This is a genomic window from Micromonospora sp. NPDC051924 (assembly GCF_055586005.1).
The window spans coordinates 62,158-77,289 of sequence record NZ_JBVJJA010000019.1 but is presented as its reverse complement, the minus strand read 5'-3'; the positions used below and the strand labels follow the sequence as shown (position 1 = coordinate 77,289).

13 protein-coding genes are annotated in these 15,132 nt (G+C 72.3%); 7 read left to right on the top strand and 6 right to left on the bottom strand.

Features of this window, described 5'->3' with window-relative positions; translation table 11 throughout:
* Nucleotides 1–35: 35 nt before the first annotated feature.
* The 6 genes from whiA to ACZ6S5_RS17195 all read left to right on the top strand — a co-directional run bounded on the left by whiA (nucleotide 36) and on the right by ACZ6S5_RS17195 (nucleotide 5,104).
* Nucleotides 36–1,016: a DNA-binding protein WhiA gene (gene whiA, locus ACZ6S5_RS17220; RefSeq protein WP_076467662.1), complete on the top strand. Its 981-nt coding sequence runs from the start codon at nucleotides 36–38 to the stop codon at nucleotides 1,014–1,016.
* Between the two features lie 266 nt (nucleotides 1,017–1,282).
* Nucleotides 1,283–2,287, top strand: coding sequence for a type I glyceraldehyde-3-phosphate dehydrogenase (gene gap / locus ACZ6S5_RS17215; protein ID WP_466001407.1), 1,005 nt, complete (start codon nucleotides 1,283–1,285; stop codon nucleotides 2,285–2,287).
* Entirely contained in the window at nucleotides 2,284–3,483 is a 1,200-nt protein-coding gene (locus ACZ6S5_RS17210) for a phosphoglycerate kinase (RefSeq protein WP_466001405.1), read from the top strand. Before gap ends, ACZ6S5_RS17210 begins: the two co-directional genes overlap by 4 nt.
* Nucleotides 3,484–4,275 carry a triose-phosphate isomerase gene (gene tpiA / locus ACZ6S5_RS17205; RefSeq protein ID WP_466001403.1) on the top strand — a complete coding sequence of 264 codons (792 nt, stop codon included), beginning with the start codon at nucleotides 3,484–3,486 and terminating at the stop codon, nucleotides 4,273–4,275.
* 96 nt (nucleotides 4,276–4,371) lie between these two features.
* Nucleotides 4,372–4,626, top strand: a complete 255-nt coding sequence (gene secG / locus ACZ6S5_RS17200) for a preprotein translocase subunit SecG (RefSeq protein ID WP_466001502.1) — start codon at nucleotides 4,372–4,374, stop codon at nucleotides 4,624–4,626.
* A gap of 133 nt (nucleotides 4,627–4,759) precedes the next feature.
* The gene (locus ACZ6S5_RS17195; RefSeq protein ID WP_466001401.1) at nucleotides 4,760–5,104 is read left to right on the top strand and encodes an RNA polymerase-binding protein RbpA; all 345 of its coding nucleotides are present in this window, start codon (nucleotides 4,760–4,762) and stop codon (nucleotides 5,102–5,104) included.
* Nucleotides 5,105–5,206: 102 nt separating this feature from the next.
* On the opposite strand, the gene pgl is transcribed toward ACZ6S5_RS17195, so the two are convergent.
* From pgl to tkt, 6 genes are all read right to left on the bottom strand, one after another.
* Nucleotides 5,207–5,977, bottom strand: coding sequence for a 6-phosphogluconolactonase (gene pgl / locus ACZ6S5_RS17190; protein ID WP_466001399.1), 771 nt, complete (start codon nucleotides 5,975–5,977; stop codon nucleotides 5,207–5,209).
* 86 nt (nucleotides 5,978–6,063) lie between these two features.
* Entirely contained in the window at nucleotides 6,064–7,080 is a 1,017-nt protein-coding gene (locus ACZ6S5_RS17185) for a glucose-6-phosphate dehydrogenase assembly protein OpcA (protein ID WP_466001397.1), read from the bottom strand.
* Between the two features lie 31 nt (nucleotides 7,081–7,111).
* A complete protein-coding gene (gene zwf, locus ACZ6S5_RS17180; RefSeq protein WP_466001395.1) occupies nucleotides 7,112–8,626 on the bottom strand; it encodes a glucose-6-phosphate dehydrogenase in 1,515 nt (504 codons plus the stop codon).
* A gap of 38 nt (nucleotides 8,627–8,664) precedes the next feature.
* Nucleotides 8,665–10,308 carry a glucose-6-phosphate isomerase gene (locus ACZ6S5_RS17175; protein WP_466001393.1) on the bottom strand — a complete coding sequence of 548 codons (1,644 nt, stop codon included), beginning with the start codon at nucleotides 10,306–10,308 and terminating at the stop codon, nucleotides 8,665–8,667.
* Nucleotides 10,309–10,387: 79 nt separating this feature from the next.
* On the bottom strand, nucleotides 10,388–11,566 hold the full coding sequence (gene tal, locus ACZ6S5_RS17170) for a transaldolase (protein ID WP_466001391.1): 1,179 nt from the start codon (nucleotides 11,564–11,566) through the stop codon (nucleotides 10,388–10,390).
* Nucleotides 11,567–11,582: 16 nt separating this feature from the next.
* Nucleotides 11,583–13,721: a transketolase gene (gene tkt, locus ACZ6S5_RS17165; protein ID WP_466001389.1), complete on the bottom strand. Its 2,139-nt coding sequence runs from the start codon at nucleotides 13,719–13,721 to the stop codon at nucleotides 11,583–11,585.
* A 266-nt stretch (nucleotides 13,722–13,987) separates the two neighbouring features.
* Between tkt and ACZ6S5_RS17160 the strand changes: the two genes are divergently transcribed.
* Nucleotides 13,988–14,947, top strand: a complete 960-nt coding sequence (locus tag ACZ6S5_RS17160; RefSeq protein ID WP_466001387.1) for a heme o synthase — start codon at nucleotides 13,988–13,990, stop codon at nucleotides 14,945–14,947.
* Nucleotides 14,948–15,132 lie beyond the last annotated feature (185 nt).

Here is a 15,132-nt window from a genome sequence, read left to right as displayed (position 1 = left end):
CGACACGCCGGAACCGGTCCGTGAGGGGGCGCACTGTGGCGATGACGGCTGCGGTCAAGGACGAGCTGAGTCGGGTCGACGTGCCCAAGCCCTGCTGCCGGCGGGCGGAGATGGCCGCCCTGCTGCGCTTCGCCGGCGGCCTGCACATCGTGTCGGGCCGCGTCGTGGTCGAGGCGGAGCTGGACACCGGCGCGGTGGCCCGGCGGCTCCGGCGGGAGATCGCCGAGGTCTACGGCTACCCGAGCGAGATCCACGTGCTCGCCTCGGGCGGGCTGCGCAAGGGCAGCCACTTCATCGTGCGGGTGGTCAAGGACGGCGAGGCGCTGGCCCGGCAGACCGGCCTGCTGGACGTCCGGGGCCGCCCGGTGCGCGGCCTGCCGCCGCACGTGGTGGCCGCCAACGTCTGCTGCGCAGTCTCGGCCTGGCGCGGCGCGTTCATGGCGCACGGCTCGCTCACGGAGCCGGGCCGCTCCAGCGCGCTGGAGATCACCTGCCCGGGGCCGGAGTCGGCGCTCGCGCTGGTCGGCGCGGCTCGCCGGATCGGCATCACCGCCAAGAACCGCGAGGTGCGTGGGGTGGACCGGGTAGTGGTCAAGGACGGCGACGCGATCGCCGCGTTGCTCACCCGGATCGGCGCCCACTCCAGCGTCCTGGCCTGGGAGGAGCGGCGGGTCCGCCGGGAGGTCCGGGCGACCGCCAACCGGCTGGCCAACTTCGACGACGCCAACCTGCGCCGCTCGGCCCGCGCCGCGGTGGCCGCCGCCGCCCGGGTCACCCGGGCGCTGGAGATCCTCGCCGACGACGCCCCCAACCACCTCACCTCGGCCGGCCGGCTGCGCCTGGAGCACCGGCAGGCCTCGCTGGAGGAGTTGGGCGCCCTGGCCGACCCGCCGCTGACCAAGGACGCCATCGCCGGCCGGATCCGCCGGCTGCTCGCGCTCGCCGACAAGCGGGCCCGCGACCTGGGCATCCCGGATACGGAAGCGGCCGTCACGCCCGACATGCTCGTGGTCTGATAGGACGGTGAGGCGTTGTGCTGCGGCAGTGATCTCCACCCGCCGCAGCGCGGCGGCGCGCGCTCGGATAAGGTCGCTGCGTACGGCAAGGGGGCCGGCACAGGCATCCCTCGCCGTGCTCACCGCCTCGGGCGGTCAGGTCCCCACGGACCGCGCGGCGGGGTGGCCGAGATGAACCGTCAACGGCCGGCTCCAACGGTCGGCGAACACATCTCCGCCGGCCGGGGTCTTACGCCGGCGGACCAGAACGCGAGGAGATGGGACCTGTGACCATCCGGGTTGGCATCAACGGCTTCGGCCGGATCGGCCGCAACTTCTTCCGGGCAGTGCTGGCGTCCGGCGCTGACATCGAGGTCGTGGCGGTCAACGACCTGACCGACAACGCCACGCTCGCCCACCTTGTCAAGTACGACAGCATCCTGGGCCGCCTCCCGCACGAGGTGAAGGCCACCGCCGACGAGATCACCGTGGGCGGCAAGTCCATCCGGGTATTCGAGGAGAAGGACCCGGGCAAGCTGCCGTGGGCCGAGGTCGGCGTGGATGTGGTCATCGAGTCCACCGGCTTCTTCACCGACGCCACCAAGGCGAAGGCGCACATCGACGGCGGGGCCAAGAAGGTCATCATCTCCGCGCCGGCGAAGAACGAGGACGTCACCGTGGTCATGGGCGTCAACCAGGACCAGTACGACCCGGCCAAGCACAACATCATCTCGAACGCCTCCTGCACCACCAACTGCCTCGCCCCGATGGCCAAGGTGCTGCACGACACGTTCGGCATCCAGCAGGGTCTGATGACCACCATCCACGCGTACACCCAGGACCAGAACCTGCAGGACGCGCCGCACAAGGACCTGCGCCGGGCCCGGGCCGCCGCGCTCAACATCGTGCCGACCTCGACCGGCGCCGCGAAGGCGATCGGTCTGGTCCTGCCGGACCTCAAGGGCAAGCTGGACGGCTACGCGCTGCGGGTGCCGATCCCGACCGGCTCCACCACCGACCTGACCGTCACGGTCGGCCGGGAGACCAGCGTGGACGAGGTCAACGCCGCGCTCAAGGCCGCCGCCGACGGCCCGCTCAAGGGCATCCTGGTCTACAACGAGGACCCGATCGTCTCCGCCGACATCGTCACCGACCCGGCGTCCTGCATCTTCGACGCGCCGCTGACCAAGGTGATCGGCAACCAGGTCAAGGTCGTCGGCTGGTACGACAACGAGTGGGGCTACTCGAACCGCCTGGTCGACCTGGTCAAGCTGGTGGGTTCGTCGCTGTGAGCATCCGCAACCTCGACGACCTGCTCGGCGAGGGGGTGTCGGGTCGGCGCGTGCTGGTGCGCGCCGACCTGAACGTCCCGCTCGACAAGCAGACCGGTGAGATCACCGACGACGGCCGGATCCGGGCCGTCCTGCCGACCCTCGGCGCGCTGGTGCAGGCCGGCGCCAAGGTGGTCGTCTGCTCGCACCTGGGCCGCCCGAAGGGCGCGCCGGACCCGGCGTTCAGCCTCCGCCCGGTCGCCGGGCGGCTCGGCGAGCTGCTGGGCGCCCCGGTCCACTTCGCCGAGGACACCGTCGGCGACTCCGCCCGGTCCACCGTGGAGGGCCTGGCCGACGGCCAGGTCGCCCTGCTGGAGAACCTGCGCTTCAACAAGGGCGAGACCAGCAAGGACGACGCCGAGCGGGGCGCCTTCGCCGACCAGCTCGCCGCCTTCGGCGAGGCGTACGTCGACGACGCGTTCGGCGCGGTGCACCGCAAGCACGCCAGCGTCCACGACGTGCCGGCCCGGCTGCCGCACGTCGCCGGGCGGCTGGTGCTGCGCGAGGTCGAGGTGCTCAGCAAGCTGACCGGCGAGCCGGACCGGCCGTACGTGGTGGTGCTGGGCGGCTCGAAGGTCTCCGACAAGCTGGCCGTGATCGAGGCGCTGCTGCCCAAGGTCGACCGGCTGCTCATCGGCGGCGGGATGTGCTTCACCTTCCTCAAGGCCCAGGGCCACGAGGTGGGCACCTCGCTGCTCGAGGAGGAGATGGTCGAGACCTGCCGCAACCTCATGGAGCGCGAGCCGGGCAAGATCATGCTCCCGGTCGACGTGGTGGCCGCGACCGCCTTCGCCCCTGACGCCGACCACGACGTCGTGCGGGCCGACGGCATCCCGAGCCACCGGCTCGGCCTGGACATCGGCCCGGAGACGGTGGCCGGCTTCGCCGCCGCCCTGTCCCAGGCGAAGACCATCTTCTGGAACGGCCCGATGGGCGTGTTCGAGATGGCCGCGTTCGCCAACGGCACCCGCGGGGTGGCCGAGGCGATCACCAAGGCCGACGCGTTCAGCGTGGTCGGTGGCGGCGACTCCGCCGCGGCGGTGCGCGCCCTCGGCTTGGACGAGTCGTCCTTCGGGCACATCTCCACCGGCGGCGGCGCCTCCCTGGAATACCTGGAGGGCAAGACCCTCCCCGGCATCGCGGCCCTGGAGAACTGAATGGCGAGCACCACCCGCCGGCCGCTGATGGCCGGCAACTGGAAGATGAACCTGAACCACCTCGAGGCCAACCTGCTGGTGCAGAAGCTGGCCGCGAGCCTCACCGAGAAGCAGCTCACCGACGTCGAGACGGTGGTCCTGCCGCCCTTCACCGACCTGCGTACCGTGCAGACCGCGGTGGACGGCGACAAGCTGCTGATCGGCTACGGCGCGCAGGACCTGTCGCCGTTCCAGTCGGGCGCGTACACCGGGGACATCGCCGGGCCGATGCTCGCCAAGCTGGGTTGCACCTACGTGGTGGTCGGCCACTCGGAGCGGCGGCAGTACCACCACGAGGACGACGCGCTGGTCAACGCCAAGGTGGCCGCCGCCCTGGAGAACGGCCTCACGCCGATCCTGTGCATCGGTGAGGGGCTGGAGATCCGCGAGCAGCTCAAGCACGTGCCGCACTGCTGCGACCAGCTCGACGGCGCGCTCAAGGGGCTCACCGCGGACCAGGTCACCAAGGTCGTCGTCGCGTACGAGCCGGTCTGGGCGATCGGCACCGGCAAGACGGCGACCCCCGAGGACGCCCAGGAGGTCTGCGGCGAGGTGCGCAAGCGGCTCGTCGAGACGTACGACGAGAACACTGCCGAGCAGGTCCGGATCCTCTACGGCGGGTCGGTCAAGGCGTCGAACATCGCCGCGATCATGGCCCAGCCGGACGTGGACGGGGCCCTGATCGGGGGCGCCAGCCTGGACGCCGAGGAATTCGCGCAGATCTGCCGGTTCCCGGAGCACATCGCCCGCTGATCGCTCGCTATCCTTGACGCTGCCCGTCCGCTGGCCGGTGCCACCATGCCCGACCAGCCCGGGCAGCTGATCGCTACGAGAGGACTGACCCCCGCCATGCCGATCGCGTTCGCGTACACGTTGATCGTGTTGTTGATCATCACGAGCATTCTGCTCACCCTGCTGATCCTGCTGCACCGAGGTAAGGGCGGTGGGTTGTCGAGCATGTTCGGCGGTGGCGTCAGCTCCAGCCTGGCCGGCTCGTCGGTGGCCGAGAAGAACCTCGACCGGTACACCGTTCTGGTCGGAATCGTCTGGTTCGCGTGCATCATCGGGATCGGGCTCTGGCTCCGGCTGCAGCTCAGCTCCTGATCCAGCGCGTCGAGTCGTACAATCTGCGCGCGGTCCGTCACGGACCGCGCGCAGTTTTGTTTTCCCGCTGCACCGCGTCGCCCGCCGCCCACCCCCGAGCGGCGGTCCCCTCCGACGACAGGAGCGAGCAGCCGTGCCGAGTGGCAACGTCATCCGCGGCACCCGGATCGGGTCCGCCCCCGAACGCTTCGACCAGCGCACCGAGCCGGCCCCCCGTCGCCCGGTCGTCTACTGGTGCCGCAACGACCACCGGGTCCAGTTCCTCATCGCCGCCGAGGCGGAGGCGCCCGCCACCTGGGACTGCCCCCGCTGCGGCGAGCCGGCCGGCCCCGACCCGGGCAACCCACCCGGCCGGCAGCGCGCCGAGCCCTACAAGACCCACCTGGCGTACGTCCAGGAGCGGCGCACCCCGGAGGAGGCGGAGGCCCTCCTCGCCGAGGCCCTAGACACCCTCCGCCGCCGCCGCGGCCAAGCCTGACGCGCCTCCGCGCGTCCCCAAGATCCGCGCATTTTCGCGGAAGTTGCTGCCTCCGGGCGCGCGGAGGCAGCAACTTCCCCGAAGTTGTGTCGCCCGGTTAGGTCAGCGCAGGCTGCGCGAGCGGGGCGGGACGTCGGCCGCGGCGGGCCGGTCCAGGAGCCAGAGGGTGCGGGTGACGCCGTGCACGCCGGCCGCCGGCAGCTGCACCGGACCGGCGCCGGCCAGCGCCATGCCCACCGCCCGGGCCTTGTCGGCGCCGGCCGCCACCAGCCAGACCTCCTCGGCCGTGTTGATCGCCGGCAGGGTCAGCGTGGTGCGCACCGGGGGCGGCTTGGGGCTGCCCCGGACCGCGCTGACCGGCCGGTTGTCGTGGTGCACCGGGTGCTCGGGGAAGACCGAGGCCACGTGCCCGTCCTCGCCGACACCGAGCAGCAGCACGTCGAAGTGGGGGAGCGCGGCGTGGCCCGGCCGGGCGGCCCGGGCCAGTTCCTGCGCGTACCCGGCGGCGGCCGTCTCCGGGTCGTTGCCGGCCGGCCCGTCCGAGGCGGGCATCGGGTGGATCCGCGCCGGGTCCAGCGGCACCACGTCCAGCAGCGCCGCCCGGGCCTGCGTCTCGTTGCGCTCCGGGTCACCGGCCGGCAGGAACCGCTCGTCGCCCCACCAGACGTCGACCCGGGACCAGTCGACGGCGTCCCGGGCCGGTAGCGCCGCCACCGCCCGGTACACCGCCGCGGCGATCCGCCCGCCGGTCAGCACCACCGACGCCTGGCCCCGGTCCGCCTGCGCGTCGAGCAGCTTCACCACCAACCGGGCCGCCACCGCCTGCGCCAGCAGGTCGGGGTCGGCGTGTACGGCGACACTCGCCTCACTCATCCATCGCGCCTTCGTGCTCCGGCCGCCCCACGGCGGTCACCTGTGCTGTCCGACCGCCGAGCGGTCCGTGCTGCTGCCCGCCGACCTCATTCGTTGGCGGTCGCGCCGGCATGCGCGGTAACGCCCGCCTCGGCGCGCTGGGCGGTCGCCGGATCCTTCCACACGTGCACCCGCCCGGCCGGACGCTGGTCCAGCCCGGTGAGGCCGGCGGCCGCCCCGAGCGCCTCCGCGTACACCTGGTCGGCGTCGAGGCGGCGCAGCTCCTCGGCCAGCTCGTCGCCGAGCGGGCGGCGGACCAGCGGCAGCGTACGGTCCTCCTGGCCGGTCCGCCGGAACCGCGCCACGCTCTCGTCCCGGGTGAGGGTGAGCTCGTCGCCGTTGGCGCAGCGCAGCTGCACCTCGCGCATCCGGGGGAACTCGTCGGTGTGCTCCCAGACCGGGTCGATGCCGAGCCGGGCGGTCAGCCAGCCGCGCATCAGCGCCGCCGTCGGGTCGGTCCGAGGGGCGACCACGGTCGCCTCGGTGACCTTCGCCTGCGCGGTGTCGAACGCCCCGGCGACCAGGGTGCGCCACGGGGTGATCCGGGTCCAGGCCAGGTCGGTGTCGCCCGGCGCGTAGTCGCGCGCCCGCTGTCGCAGCGCGGCGATCGGGTCGGCGGCCTGCGCCGAGTCGGTGATCCGCCGGTCCGACACCACGCCGAGGAAGTCGGTGGCGATCTCCTCCGGCGGCTCGCCGTGCCACCAGGTCACCACCGGCACGTCCGGCACCAGCAGCGGCATCACCACCGACTCGGCGTGCAGCGCCAGCCGGCCGTACATGCGCATGACCACCGCCTCGCACGGGCCGAGCCGGCCGCCGACGACGATCTCCGCGTCCAGCCGGTTGCGTTCCCGCTCGACGTCGGTGCGGACCACCACGAGCAGCCGGCACGGGTGGGCCGAGGCCGCGATGGTCGCCGCCGCCTCCGCCTCCCGCACCCGCTTCTCGTCCACCACGACGATCAGACTGAGCGCCATGCCGCTGGCCACGCCACCCGCGCTGCGCCGTTCGGCGGCGAGCGCCTTGACCACCTCGTTGCCGGTGGTGTCCCACAACCCGATCACGGGAGCCTCCTGGTTCGGTCGCAGTGCTCGGTCACGCTCTCCGCCAAGCCCGGCCCTCGTGGGCCAGCAACTCGTCGGCGGCCCGCGGACCCCACTCGCCGGCCCGGTACGGCTCCGGCTTGGTGCCCGTCCAGGCGTGCTCCAGCGGGTCCAGCACCTGCCAGCTCTGCTCCACCTCGGCGGCGTCCGGGAACAGCGTCCGGTCGCCGATCAGCACGTCCAGCACCAGCCGCTCGTACGCCTCGGGGCTGGACTCGGTGAACGCCTCGCCGTACTGGAAGTCCATCGCGATGTCGCGGACCTCCATGGTCGTCCCGGGCACCTTGGAGCCGAACTTCAGCACCACGCCCTCGTCCGGCTGGACCCGGATGACGAGCTGGTTGGGGCCGAGCGATTCCATGTCGGCCGCGTTGAACGGCAGGTGCGGCGCCTTCTTGAACATGATGGCCACCTCGGTGACCCGCCGGGGCAGCCGCTTGCCGGCCCGGATGTAGAACGGCACCCCGGCCCAGCGCCGGTTCTGGATGCCGAGCTTCACCGCCACGTACGTCTCGGTGGTGGAGTCCTGGGGGACGCCCTCCTCGTCGAGGTAGCCGACGGCGCGCTCGCCGCCGACCCAGCCGGGCAGGTACTGCCCGCGGACGGTGTCCTGGACGACGTCCTTCGGCACGGTGATCGCCTTGAGCACCTTCAGCTTCTCGGCCCGGATCTCGTCGGCGTCGAAGCTGGTCGGCTCCTCCATGGCGACCAGCGCGAGGAGCTGGAGCAGATGGTTCTGGAGCACGTCGCGGGCCGCGCCGGCCGAGTCGTAGAACCCGGCCCGGGTGCCGATGCCGACGTCCTCGGCCATGGTGATCTGCACCGAGTCGACGTACTTGGAGTTCCACAGCGGCTCGAACAGGTTGTTGGCGAACCGCAGCGCGAGGATGTTCTGGACCGTCTCCTTGCCCAGGTAGTGGTCGATCCGGAACACGTCCTGCCGGGTGAAGACGTCGTCGACCAGGTCGTTGAGCGCCTTCGCCGAGGGCAGGTCGTGGCCGAACGGCTTCTCCACCACCACCCGGCGCCAGCCGCCGGACTTGGCGTTGTCCGCCATGCCGGTGCGGGCGAGCTGCTTGAGCACCACCGGGAAGGCCGCCGGGGGGATGGAGAAGTAGAAAGCGGCGTTGCCGGCGATGCCGTGCGACTCGCGCAGCTCGTCCAGGGTCGCGGCGAGCTGGTCGAACGCGGCGTCGTCGTCGAACGAGCCGCCGACGAACTTGATGTTGCCGGCCAGCCGCGCCCACACCTCCTCGCGCCAGGGGGTACGGGCGTGCTTCTTCGCCGCCTCGTGGGCCAGCGACTCGAAGTCGCCGTCGCCCCAGTCCCGCCGCGCGAAGCCCAGGACCACGAAACCGGGCGGCAGCAGCCCCCGGTTGGCCAGGTCGTAGACCGCCGGCAACAGCTTCTTGCGGGCCAGGTCACCGGTCACCCCGAAGATCACCAGAGCGCACGGCTCCGGGATCCGCGGCAGGCGCCGGTCCTGGGGGTCGCGCAGCGGGTTCATGCTGCCTCCTCGCTCCGCTGATTCCACGTCATTCATCGTCACGTCCGTGTCCGTCCGGCAGCATCCAGCAGCTGGGCGACGCCCGCCGCCCGCTCGGTCAGGTGCAGTCGCAGCACCGTTCGCCCCCGGCGGGCCAGGGCCTGCCGGTCGCCGGCGGCCTGCGCCGCCTGAAGCTCCCCGAAGGTGTACGGGCGATCGGGCACCGGCAGATCATCCGTGACCGCGCCGGTCACCTGAAGGTAGCTGCCGGCCCGGGGGCCGCCCTTGTGGTACTGCCCGGTCGAGTGCAGGGACCGGGGACCCCACCCGAAGGTCACCGGGCGTCCGGTGGCCCGGGCCAGGGCCGGGCGCAGCCCGGCCACCGCCGCGTCGCCCAGCCGGTCGAGGTACGCCGTCACCGCCAGGTATCCGTCGTCGCCCAGCCCGTCCAGCAGCCACCGCAGCACGCCGACCAGGTCACCGGGGGCGTCGACCGGGGCGTACACCTCGACCGGACCGTCGGTGAACGACGGCGCCTCCGCGGGTGGCCCGGCGGCGAGGATGCGGGCGGTGTTCTCCTTGCTCTCGGCGACGTTCGGCTGGTCGAACGGGTTGACGCCGAGCACCACCCCGGCGACCGCGGTGGCGTACTCCCAGGCGAGGAAGTGGGCGCCGAGCGGGCCGTTGACCGCCAGGTCGGCGACGCCGGCGCCGGGGGCCTGGCCGGGGGTGAGCGCCCCGCCGTAGCTCACGGTGAGCACGTCCGGGGCGGTGGCGCCGGGGGCGTCGGGGGATTCCAGCACCACCGGCAGGATCCCCACCCCGTCCTTGCCGGTCGACTCGGCGAGCAGCTGCTCGGCCCAGTCGCCCAGCCCGTCGACGCCGGTGCCGTCCGTGGTCAGGGCGACGGTGGCCCGGCCCGTGGTGGCCGCCGCGCCGAGCGCCGCGCCGAGGGCCAGGGCCGGGTTGTCGCGGTTCCGCCCCAGCGACCCGGCGAGCGCGTCCGCGTCGTCCAGCAGGTCGGTCACCGCGACGCCGGCGAGGGCCGCGGGGACCAGGCCGAACGCGGTGAGCGCCGAGTACCGGCCGCCCACCTCCGGATCGGCGAGGATGGTGACCACGCCCATCTCGGCGGCGGTCGCCTCCAGCGGGGAGCCCGGGTCGGTGACCACGACGAAGTGCCGGGCCGCCTCCGCCTCGCTCATCCCGGCGTCCAGGAACGCCTGCCAGTACGCCCGCCGGTGGCTGTCGGTCTCCACCGTCGAACCGGACTTGCTGGAGATCACCACCACGGTCCGCTCCAGCCGGTCGGCCAGGGCGGCCCGGACCTGCCCCGGATCGGTGGTGTCCAGCACGGTCAGTGGCCGGCCCAGCGTCCGGGTGATCACCTCCGGGGCGAGCGAGGAGCCGCCCATCCCGGCGAGCACCACGTGATCCAGGTCGGCCAGCTCGGCGACCAGTTCGGCGAGCTGGGGGAGGAGGTCGCGGCTGCGCCCGTGGGTGTCCACCCAGCCGAGCCGGACCTTCGCCGCCTCCGCGTCGGGACCCCACAGGGTGGGATCCTTGGCGGCCAGCCGGGCCGGGACGTCCCGGTCGACCAGGGCCGCGCGCACCGACGCGGGCGCGGCCGCGTCGACCGCGCCCGCGCCGTGTACGGACAGCCCGCCGGCGACCTCCGCCGGACCGGCCAGCACGTCACTCATGTCCGGGCCCCGTCGTCGGGGGCGGGGACGGCGGGGCGCGACCCGGGGCGGTGCCCCGGGACGCGTCCGGCGCCGTTCGTCACGCGTTGCCCCCGGCCTGCTCGGCGGCCTGCGCGCTGCCCTTCGCGGCCCGGCCCGGCTGCCCGGCGCCCTTGGCCGCCTCGGTGAGCGACTTCTTGACCCCGTCCAGCAGCTCGAGCCAGCTCGCCTCGAACTTCTCCACGCCCTCCCGCTCCAGGGTGGCGATCACGTCCGACATGTCTACGCCGACGGCCTGCAGGTCGGTGAAGACCTTGCGGGCCTCGTCGTAGCCGCCGGTGACCGTGTCGGCGCGCGTCTCACCGTGGTCGGCGAAGGCGTGGATGACCGGCTCCGGCATGGTGTTGACCGTGCCGGGCGCGATCAGCTCCTCGACGTAGATGACGTCCCGGTAGTCCGGGTTCTTGGTGGAGGTGGATGCCCACAGCGGGCGCTGCGGGTGGGCGCCGGCCTCGGCCAGCTTCTGCCACCGGTCGGAGCCGAAGACCTCGCTGTAACGCTCGTACGCCAGCCGGGCGTTGGCCACGGCGGCCTTGCCGCGCAGCGCCTTGGCCTGGTCCGAGCCGATCTTCTCCAGCCGCTTGTCCACCTCGGTGTCGACCCGGGAGACGAAGAACGAGGCCACCGAGCCGATCTTGGACAGGTCGTGCCCGTTCGCCTTCGCCTGCTCCAGACCGGCCAGGAAGGCCTCCATGACCTGCGAGTATCGGTCCAGGCCGAAGATCAGCGTGACGTTCACGCTGATCCCCTGGGCCAGGGTGGCGGTGATGGCCGGCAGGCCCGCCTCGGTGGCCGGGATCTTGATGAACAGGTTCGGCCGGTCGATCAGCCACCACAGCGCCCCGGCCTCGGCGACGGTCTTCTCCGCCTCGTGGGCCAGCCGCGGGTCGACCTCGATGGAGACCCGGCCGTCCACCCCGCCACTCGCGTCGTACGCCGGGCGCATCACGTTGCAGGCCCACCGCACGTCGTACGTGGTGAGCAGGCGGACGGCCTCCTCGACGTCCACCCCACGGATGGCGAGGTCCTTGAGCTGCCAGTTGTATTCGTCGGCGTCGCTCAGCGCCTTGGCGAAGATGGTCGGGTTGGAGGTCACCCCGACCAGATGCTTCTCCCGCCGGAGCTGGTCGAGCCCGCCCGAGCTGAGCCGGGTCCGGGAAAGATCGTCGAGCCAGATCGCCACACCCGCGGCGCTCAGCTCACCAAGCCTGTCGGTCATGCCGTCCACGCTCCCCTCAGTTGCCGGTCGTGAAACCGGTGATGTCGCCCACCCGGGTCAGCGCCGCGTGCGCGGCGGCCACGATCCGGTCGGGGGTGAACCCGAACTGCTCGAAGAGCACGGTGTGCGGCGCGCTCGCCCCGTAGTGCTCCAGGCTCACGTTCTCGCCGCTGTCCCCGACGATCCCCCGCCAGGACATGGCGATGCCCGCCTCCACGCTCACCCGTGCCTTTACCCCGCGCGGCAGGACCGACTCCCGGTACGCCTCGTCCTGCGCGAAGAACCACTCCTGGCAGGGCATCGAGATGACCCGGGTCGGGGTGCCGTCGGCCTCCAGCCGCTCCCGGGCGGTGAGGCACAGCTGCACCTCGGAGCCGGTGCCGACGAGGATCACCTGCGGCTTGCCGGTGGACGCCTCGGCCAGCACGTAGCCGCCCTTGGCGGTGCCCTCGGCGCCGGCCAGCTCGGTCCGGTCCAGCGTCGGCAGCGCCTGGCGGCTGAGCGCCAGTGCGGTCGGCCGGTCGGTGTGCTCCAGCGCCTGCCGCCACGCCCAGGCGGTCTCGTTGGCGTCGGCCGGCCGGACCACGTCCAGGCCGGGGATGGCGCGCAGCGCGGTGAGGTGCTCCACGGGCTGGTGGGTCGGGCCGTCCTCGCCGAGGCCGATCGAGTCGTGCGTCCAGACGTAGACCACCGGCAGCTTCATCAGCGCGGCGAGCCGGACGGAGGGGCGCATGTAGTCGCTGAAGACCAGGAACGTGCCGCCGTACGGGCGGGTGCCGCCGTGCAGGGCGATGCCGTTGAGGATCGCGCCCATGGCGTGCTCACGGATGCCGAAGTGCAGGGTGCGGCCGTACTCGTCGCCCGGGAAGTCCTTGGTGGCGTGCTCGGCCGGGACGAACGACGGCTCGCCCTTCATGGTGGTGTTGTTGCTCTCCGCCAGGTCGGCGGAGCCGCCCCACAGCTCGGGCAGCACCGGGGCGAGGGCCTCCAGCACCTTGCCGGAGGCGGCCCGGGTGGCCACGCCCTTGGCGTCGGCCGGGAAGGTCGGCAGGGCGTCCGCCCAGCCCGTCGGGAGGGTACGGGTGGACATCCGCTCCCACAGCGCCTTGCGCTCCGGGTTGGCCTGCGCCCACGCGTCGAACGTGGTGGTCCACGCCGCCTGGGCCTCGGCGCCCCGGTCCATCACCTGACGAGCGTGCTTGAGGACCTCGTCGTCGACCTCGAAGGTCCGCTCCGGGTCGAAGCCGAGGATCTGCTTGGTGGCCTTCACCTCGTCGGCGCCGAGCGCCGAGCCGTGGATCTTGCCGGTGTTCTTCTTGTTCGGGGCGGGCCAGCCGATGATGGTGCGCAGCGCGATGAAGGAGGGACGGCCGGTCTCCGCCTTGGCGGCCAGCAGCGCCTGGTAGAGCGCCTCCACGTCCTCGTGGTAGTCGCCCTGGTCGGCGTCGCCACGGCGCCAGTCGACGGTCTGCACGTGCCAGCCGTACGCCTCGTAGCGGGCCGCGACGTCCTCGCTCTTGGCGATGCGGGTGTCGTCCTCGATCGAGATCTCGTTGTCGTCGTAGATCAGGCAGAGGTTGCCGAGCTGCTGGTGGCCGGCGAGCGCGCTGGCCTCGTGGCTGATGCCCTCCTCGATGTCGCCGTCCGAGGCGATGCACCAGATGTCGTGGCGGAACGGGGAGTCGCCGCGGTCCGGCTCGGGGTCGAAGAGGCCGCGCTCGCGGCGGGCCGCCATGGCCATGCCGACCGCGTTGCCGATGCCCTGGCCCAGCGGGCCGGTGGTGGTCTCGACACCGGGGGTGTGGCCGTGCTCGGGGTGACCCGGGGTGAGCGAACCCCACTGACGCAGCGCCTTGAGGTCATCCAGGGCCAGCGGGTAGCCGGAGAGGAAGAGCTGGATGTAGAGCGTCAGGCTGGAGTGGCCGGCGGAGAGCACGAACCGGTCGCGGCCGGGCCAGTTCGGGTCGGCCGGGTTGTGCCGCATGACCCGGTTGAAGAGCAGGTACGCCGCCGGGGCGAGGCTCATCGCCGTGCCCGGGTGGCCGTTGCCGGATTTCTCCACGGCGTCCATGGCCAGCACGCGGACCGTGTCGACGGCCCTGCGGTCGAGGTCGGACCAGTTGAGAGCGGGAAGCTCGGGTCGGTTGGCAGCCACGATGGTTGTGCTCCTCGGCAGATGGGCGGAACCCTCACTGATGACCCTATCGAGCGTCCCTAAACGTCCGCCCGGGGATCTCTGCATGGTGTTCTGTACGCGTCCGACCGGATCGGTCGTTCACCGTCGGGTGTGACGGCCCGCACCGTTGTCGGGTCTGCGGGGCAGCCAAAACGACGCCGCGTAGTGTGTGGGGCGGTGTGTGGACCCGCCCAGGGCCGCCACCGACCCCGACCTCCCCCGCCGAAGCCGGAAGGTGGCAATCCGTGAGCATGATCACCGAGCGCCCCGTCAGCAACTCTGCCGGGCAGCCGCCGGTGCGCACGGTGGCGGAGGCGTCGGCGACCGGGCGGCGGGACGTGCGGGCCGTGGTGGCCGCGTACGTGGCCCTCACCAAGCCGCGGATCGTCGAGCTGCTGCTGGTCACCACGGTGCCGGCGATGATGCTCGCCGACGGCGGGCTGCCCTCGCTCTGGCTGGTGGCGGTGGTGCTGGTCGGCGGTTCGCTCGCCGCCGGTGCGGCCAGCGTGCTCAACTGCTACATCGACCGGGACATCGACCAGTTGATGCGGCGCACCAAGCGCCGGCCGTTGCCCGCGCACACCGTGTCGCCGCGCAACGCGCTGGTCTTCGGACTGGTGCTGGCGGTCGTCTCGATCGTGCTGATGGCCGCGTTCACCAACTGGCTGGCGACCGCGCTGACGCTGGCCGCGATCGCCTACTACGACCTGGTCTACACGCTCTGGCTCAAGCGGACCACGGCGGCCAACACCTTCTGGGGCGGCGCCTGCGGGGCGGCCCCGGTGCTGATCGGCTGGGCCGCGGTCACCGGCTCGCTGGCCCCTGCCGCGTGGGGGCTCTTCGCGGTGGTCTTCTTCTGGCAGATGCCACACTTCTACGCGCTGGCGATCAAGTACAAGGCCGACTACGCCCGGGCCGGCATCCCGATGCTGCCGGTGGTGGCCTCGGTCCGCCGGGTAAACGCCGAGATCATCATCTTCTCCTGGCTGACCCTGCTCTCGTCGCTGGCCGTCTGGCCGCTGGGCATGAGCCCGATCTACGGGGTCACCGCGCTGGTGGTCGGCGGCATCTTCGTGGTGGAGGCGCACAAGCTGTGCCGGCGCGCGGCGCGCGGCGAGGCGGTCAAGCCGATGCGGCTGTTCCACTGGTCCACCACCTACCTCACGATCCTCTTCGCGGCCGTCGCGCTTGACGCCCTGGTGTAGGGGTCTGTTCCGCACTGACCGGGATGGATGAGTTCCCGCAGGTGACGGATTCATCAGAATTTTTTTCGGCCTGAGCCAGGGCGGCTCAAGTGGGACAGACTGTGACGATCTTCCCTGTCCGCTTCGCCCGGATATAGCGGACATGTACGGGCGAATTACCTGTGGTCTTCCTTAAACCTGTAGGT

Excerpts from the sequence above, each read along its gene's own strand:
- tpiA (WP_466001403.1), top strand. The coding sequence starts at position 3,484 with ATGGCGAGCACCACCCGCCGGCCGCTGATGGCCGGCAACTGGAAGATG.
- secG (WP_466001502.1), top strand. The coding sequence starts at position 4,372 with ATGCCGATCGCGTTCGCGTACACGTTGATCGTGTTGTTGATCATCACG.
- pgl (WP_466001399.1), bottom strand. The coding sequence starts at position 5,977 with ATGAGTGAGGCGAGTGTCGCCGTACACGCCGACCCCGACCTGCTGGCG.
- zwf (WP_466001395.1), bottom strand. The coding sequence starts at position 8,626 with ATGAACCCGCTGCGCGACCCCCAGGACCGGCGCCTGCCGCGGATCCCG.
- ACZ6S5_RS17175 (WP_466001393.1), bottom strand. The coding sequence starts at position 10,308 with ATGAGTGACGTGCTGGCCGGTCCGGCGGAGGTCGCCGGCGGGCTGTCC.
- tal (WP_466001391.1), bottom strand. The coding sequence starts at position 11,566 with ATGACCGACAGGCTTGGTGAGCTGAGCGCCGCGGGTGTGGCGATCTGG.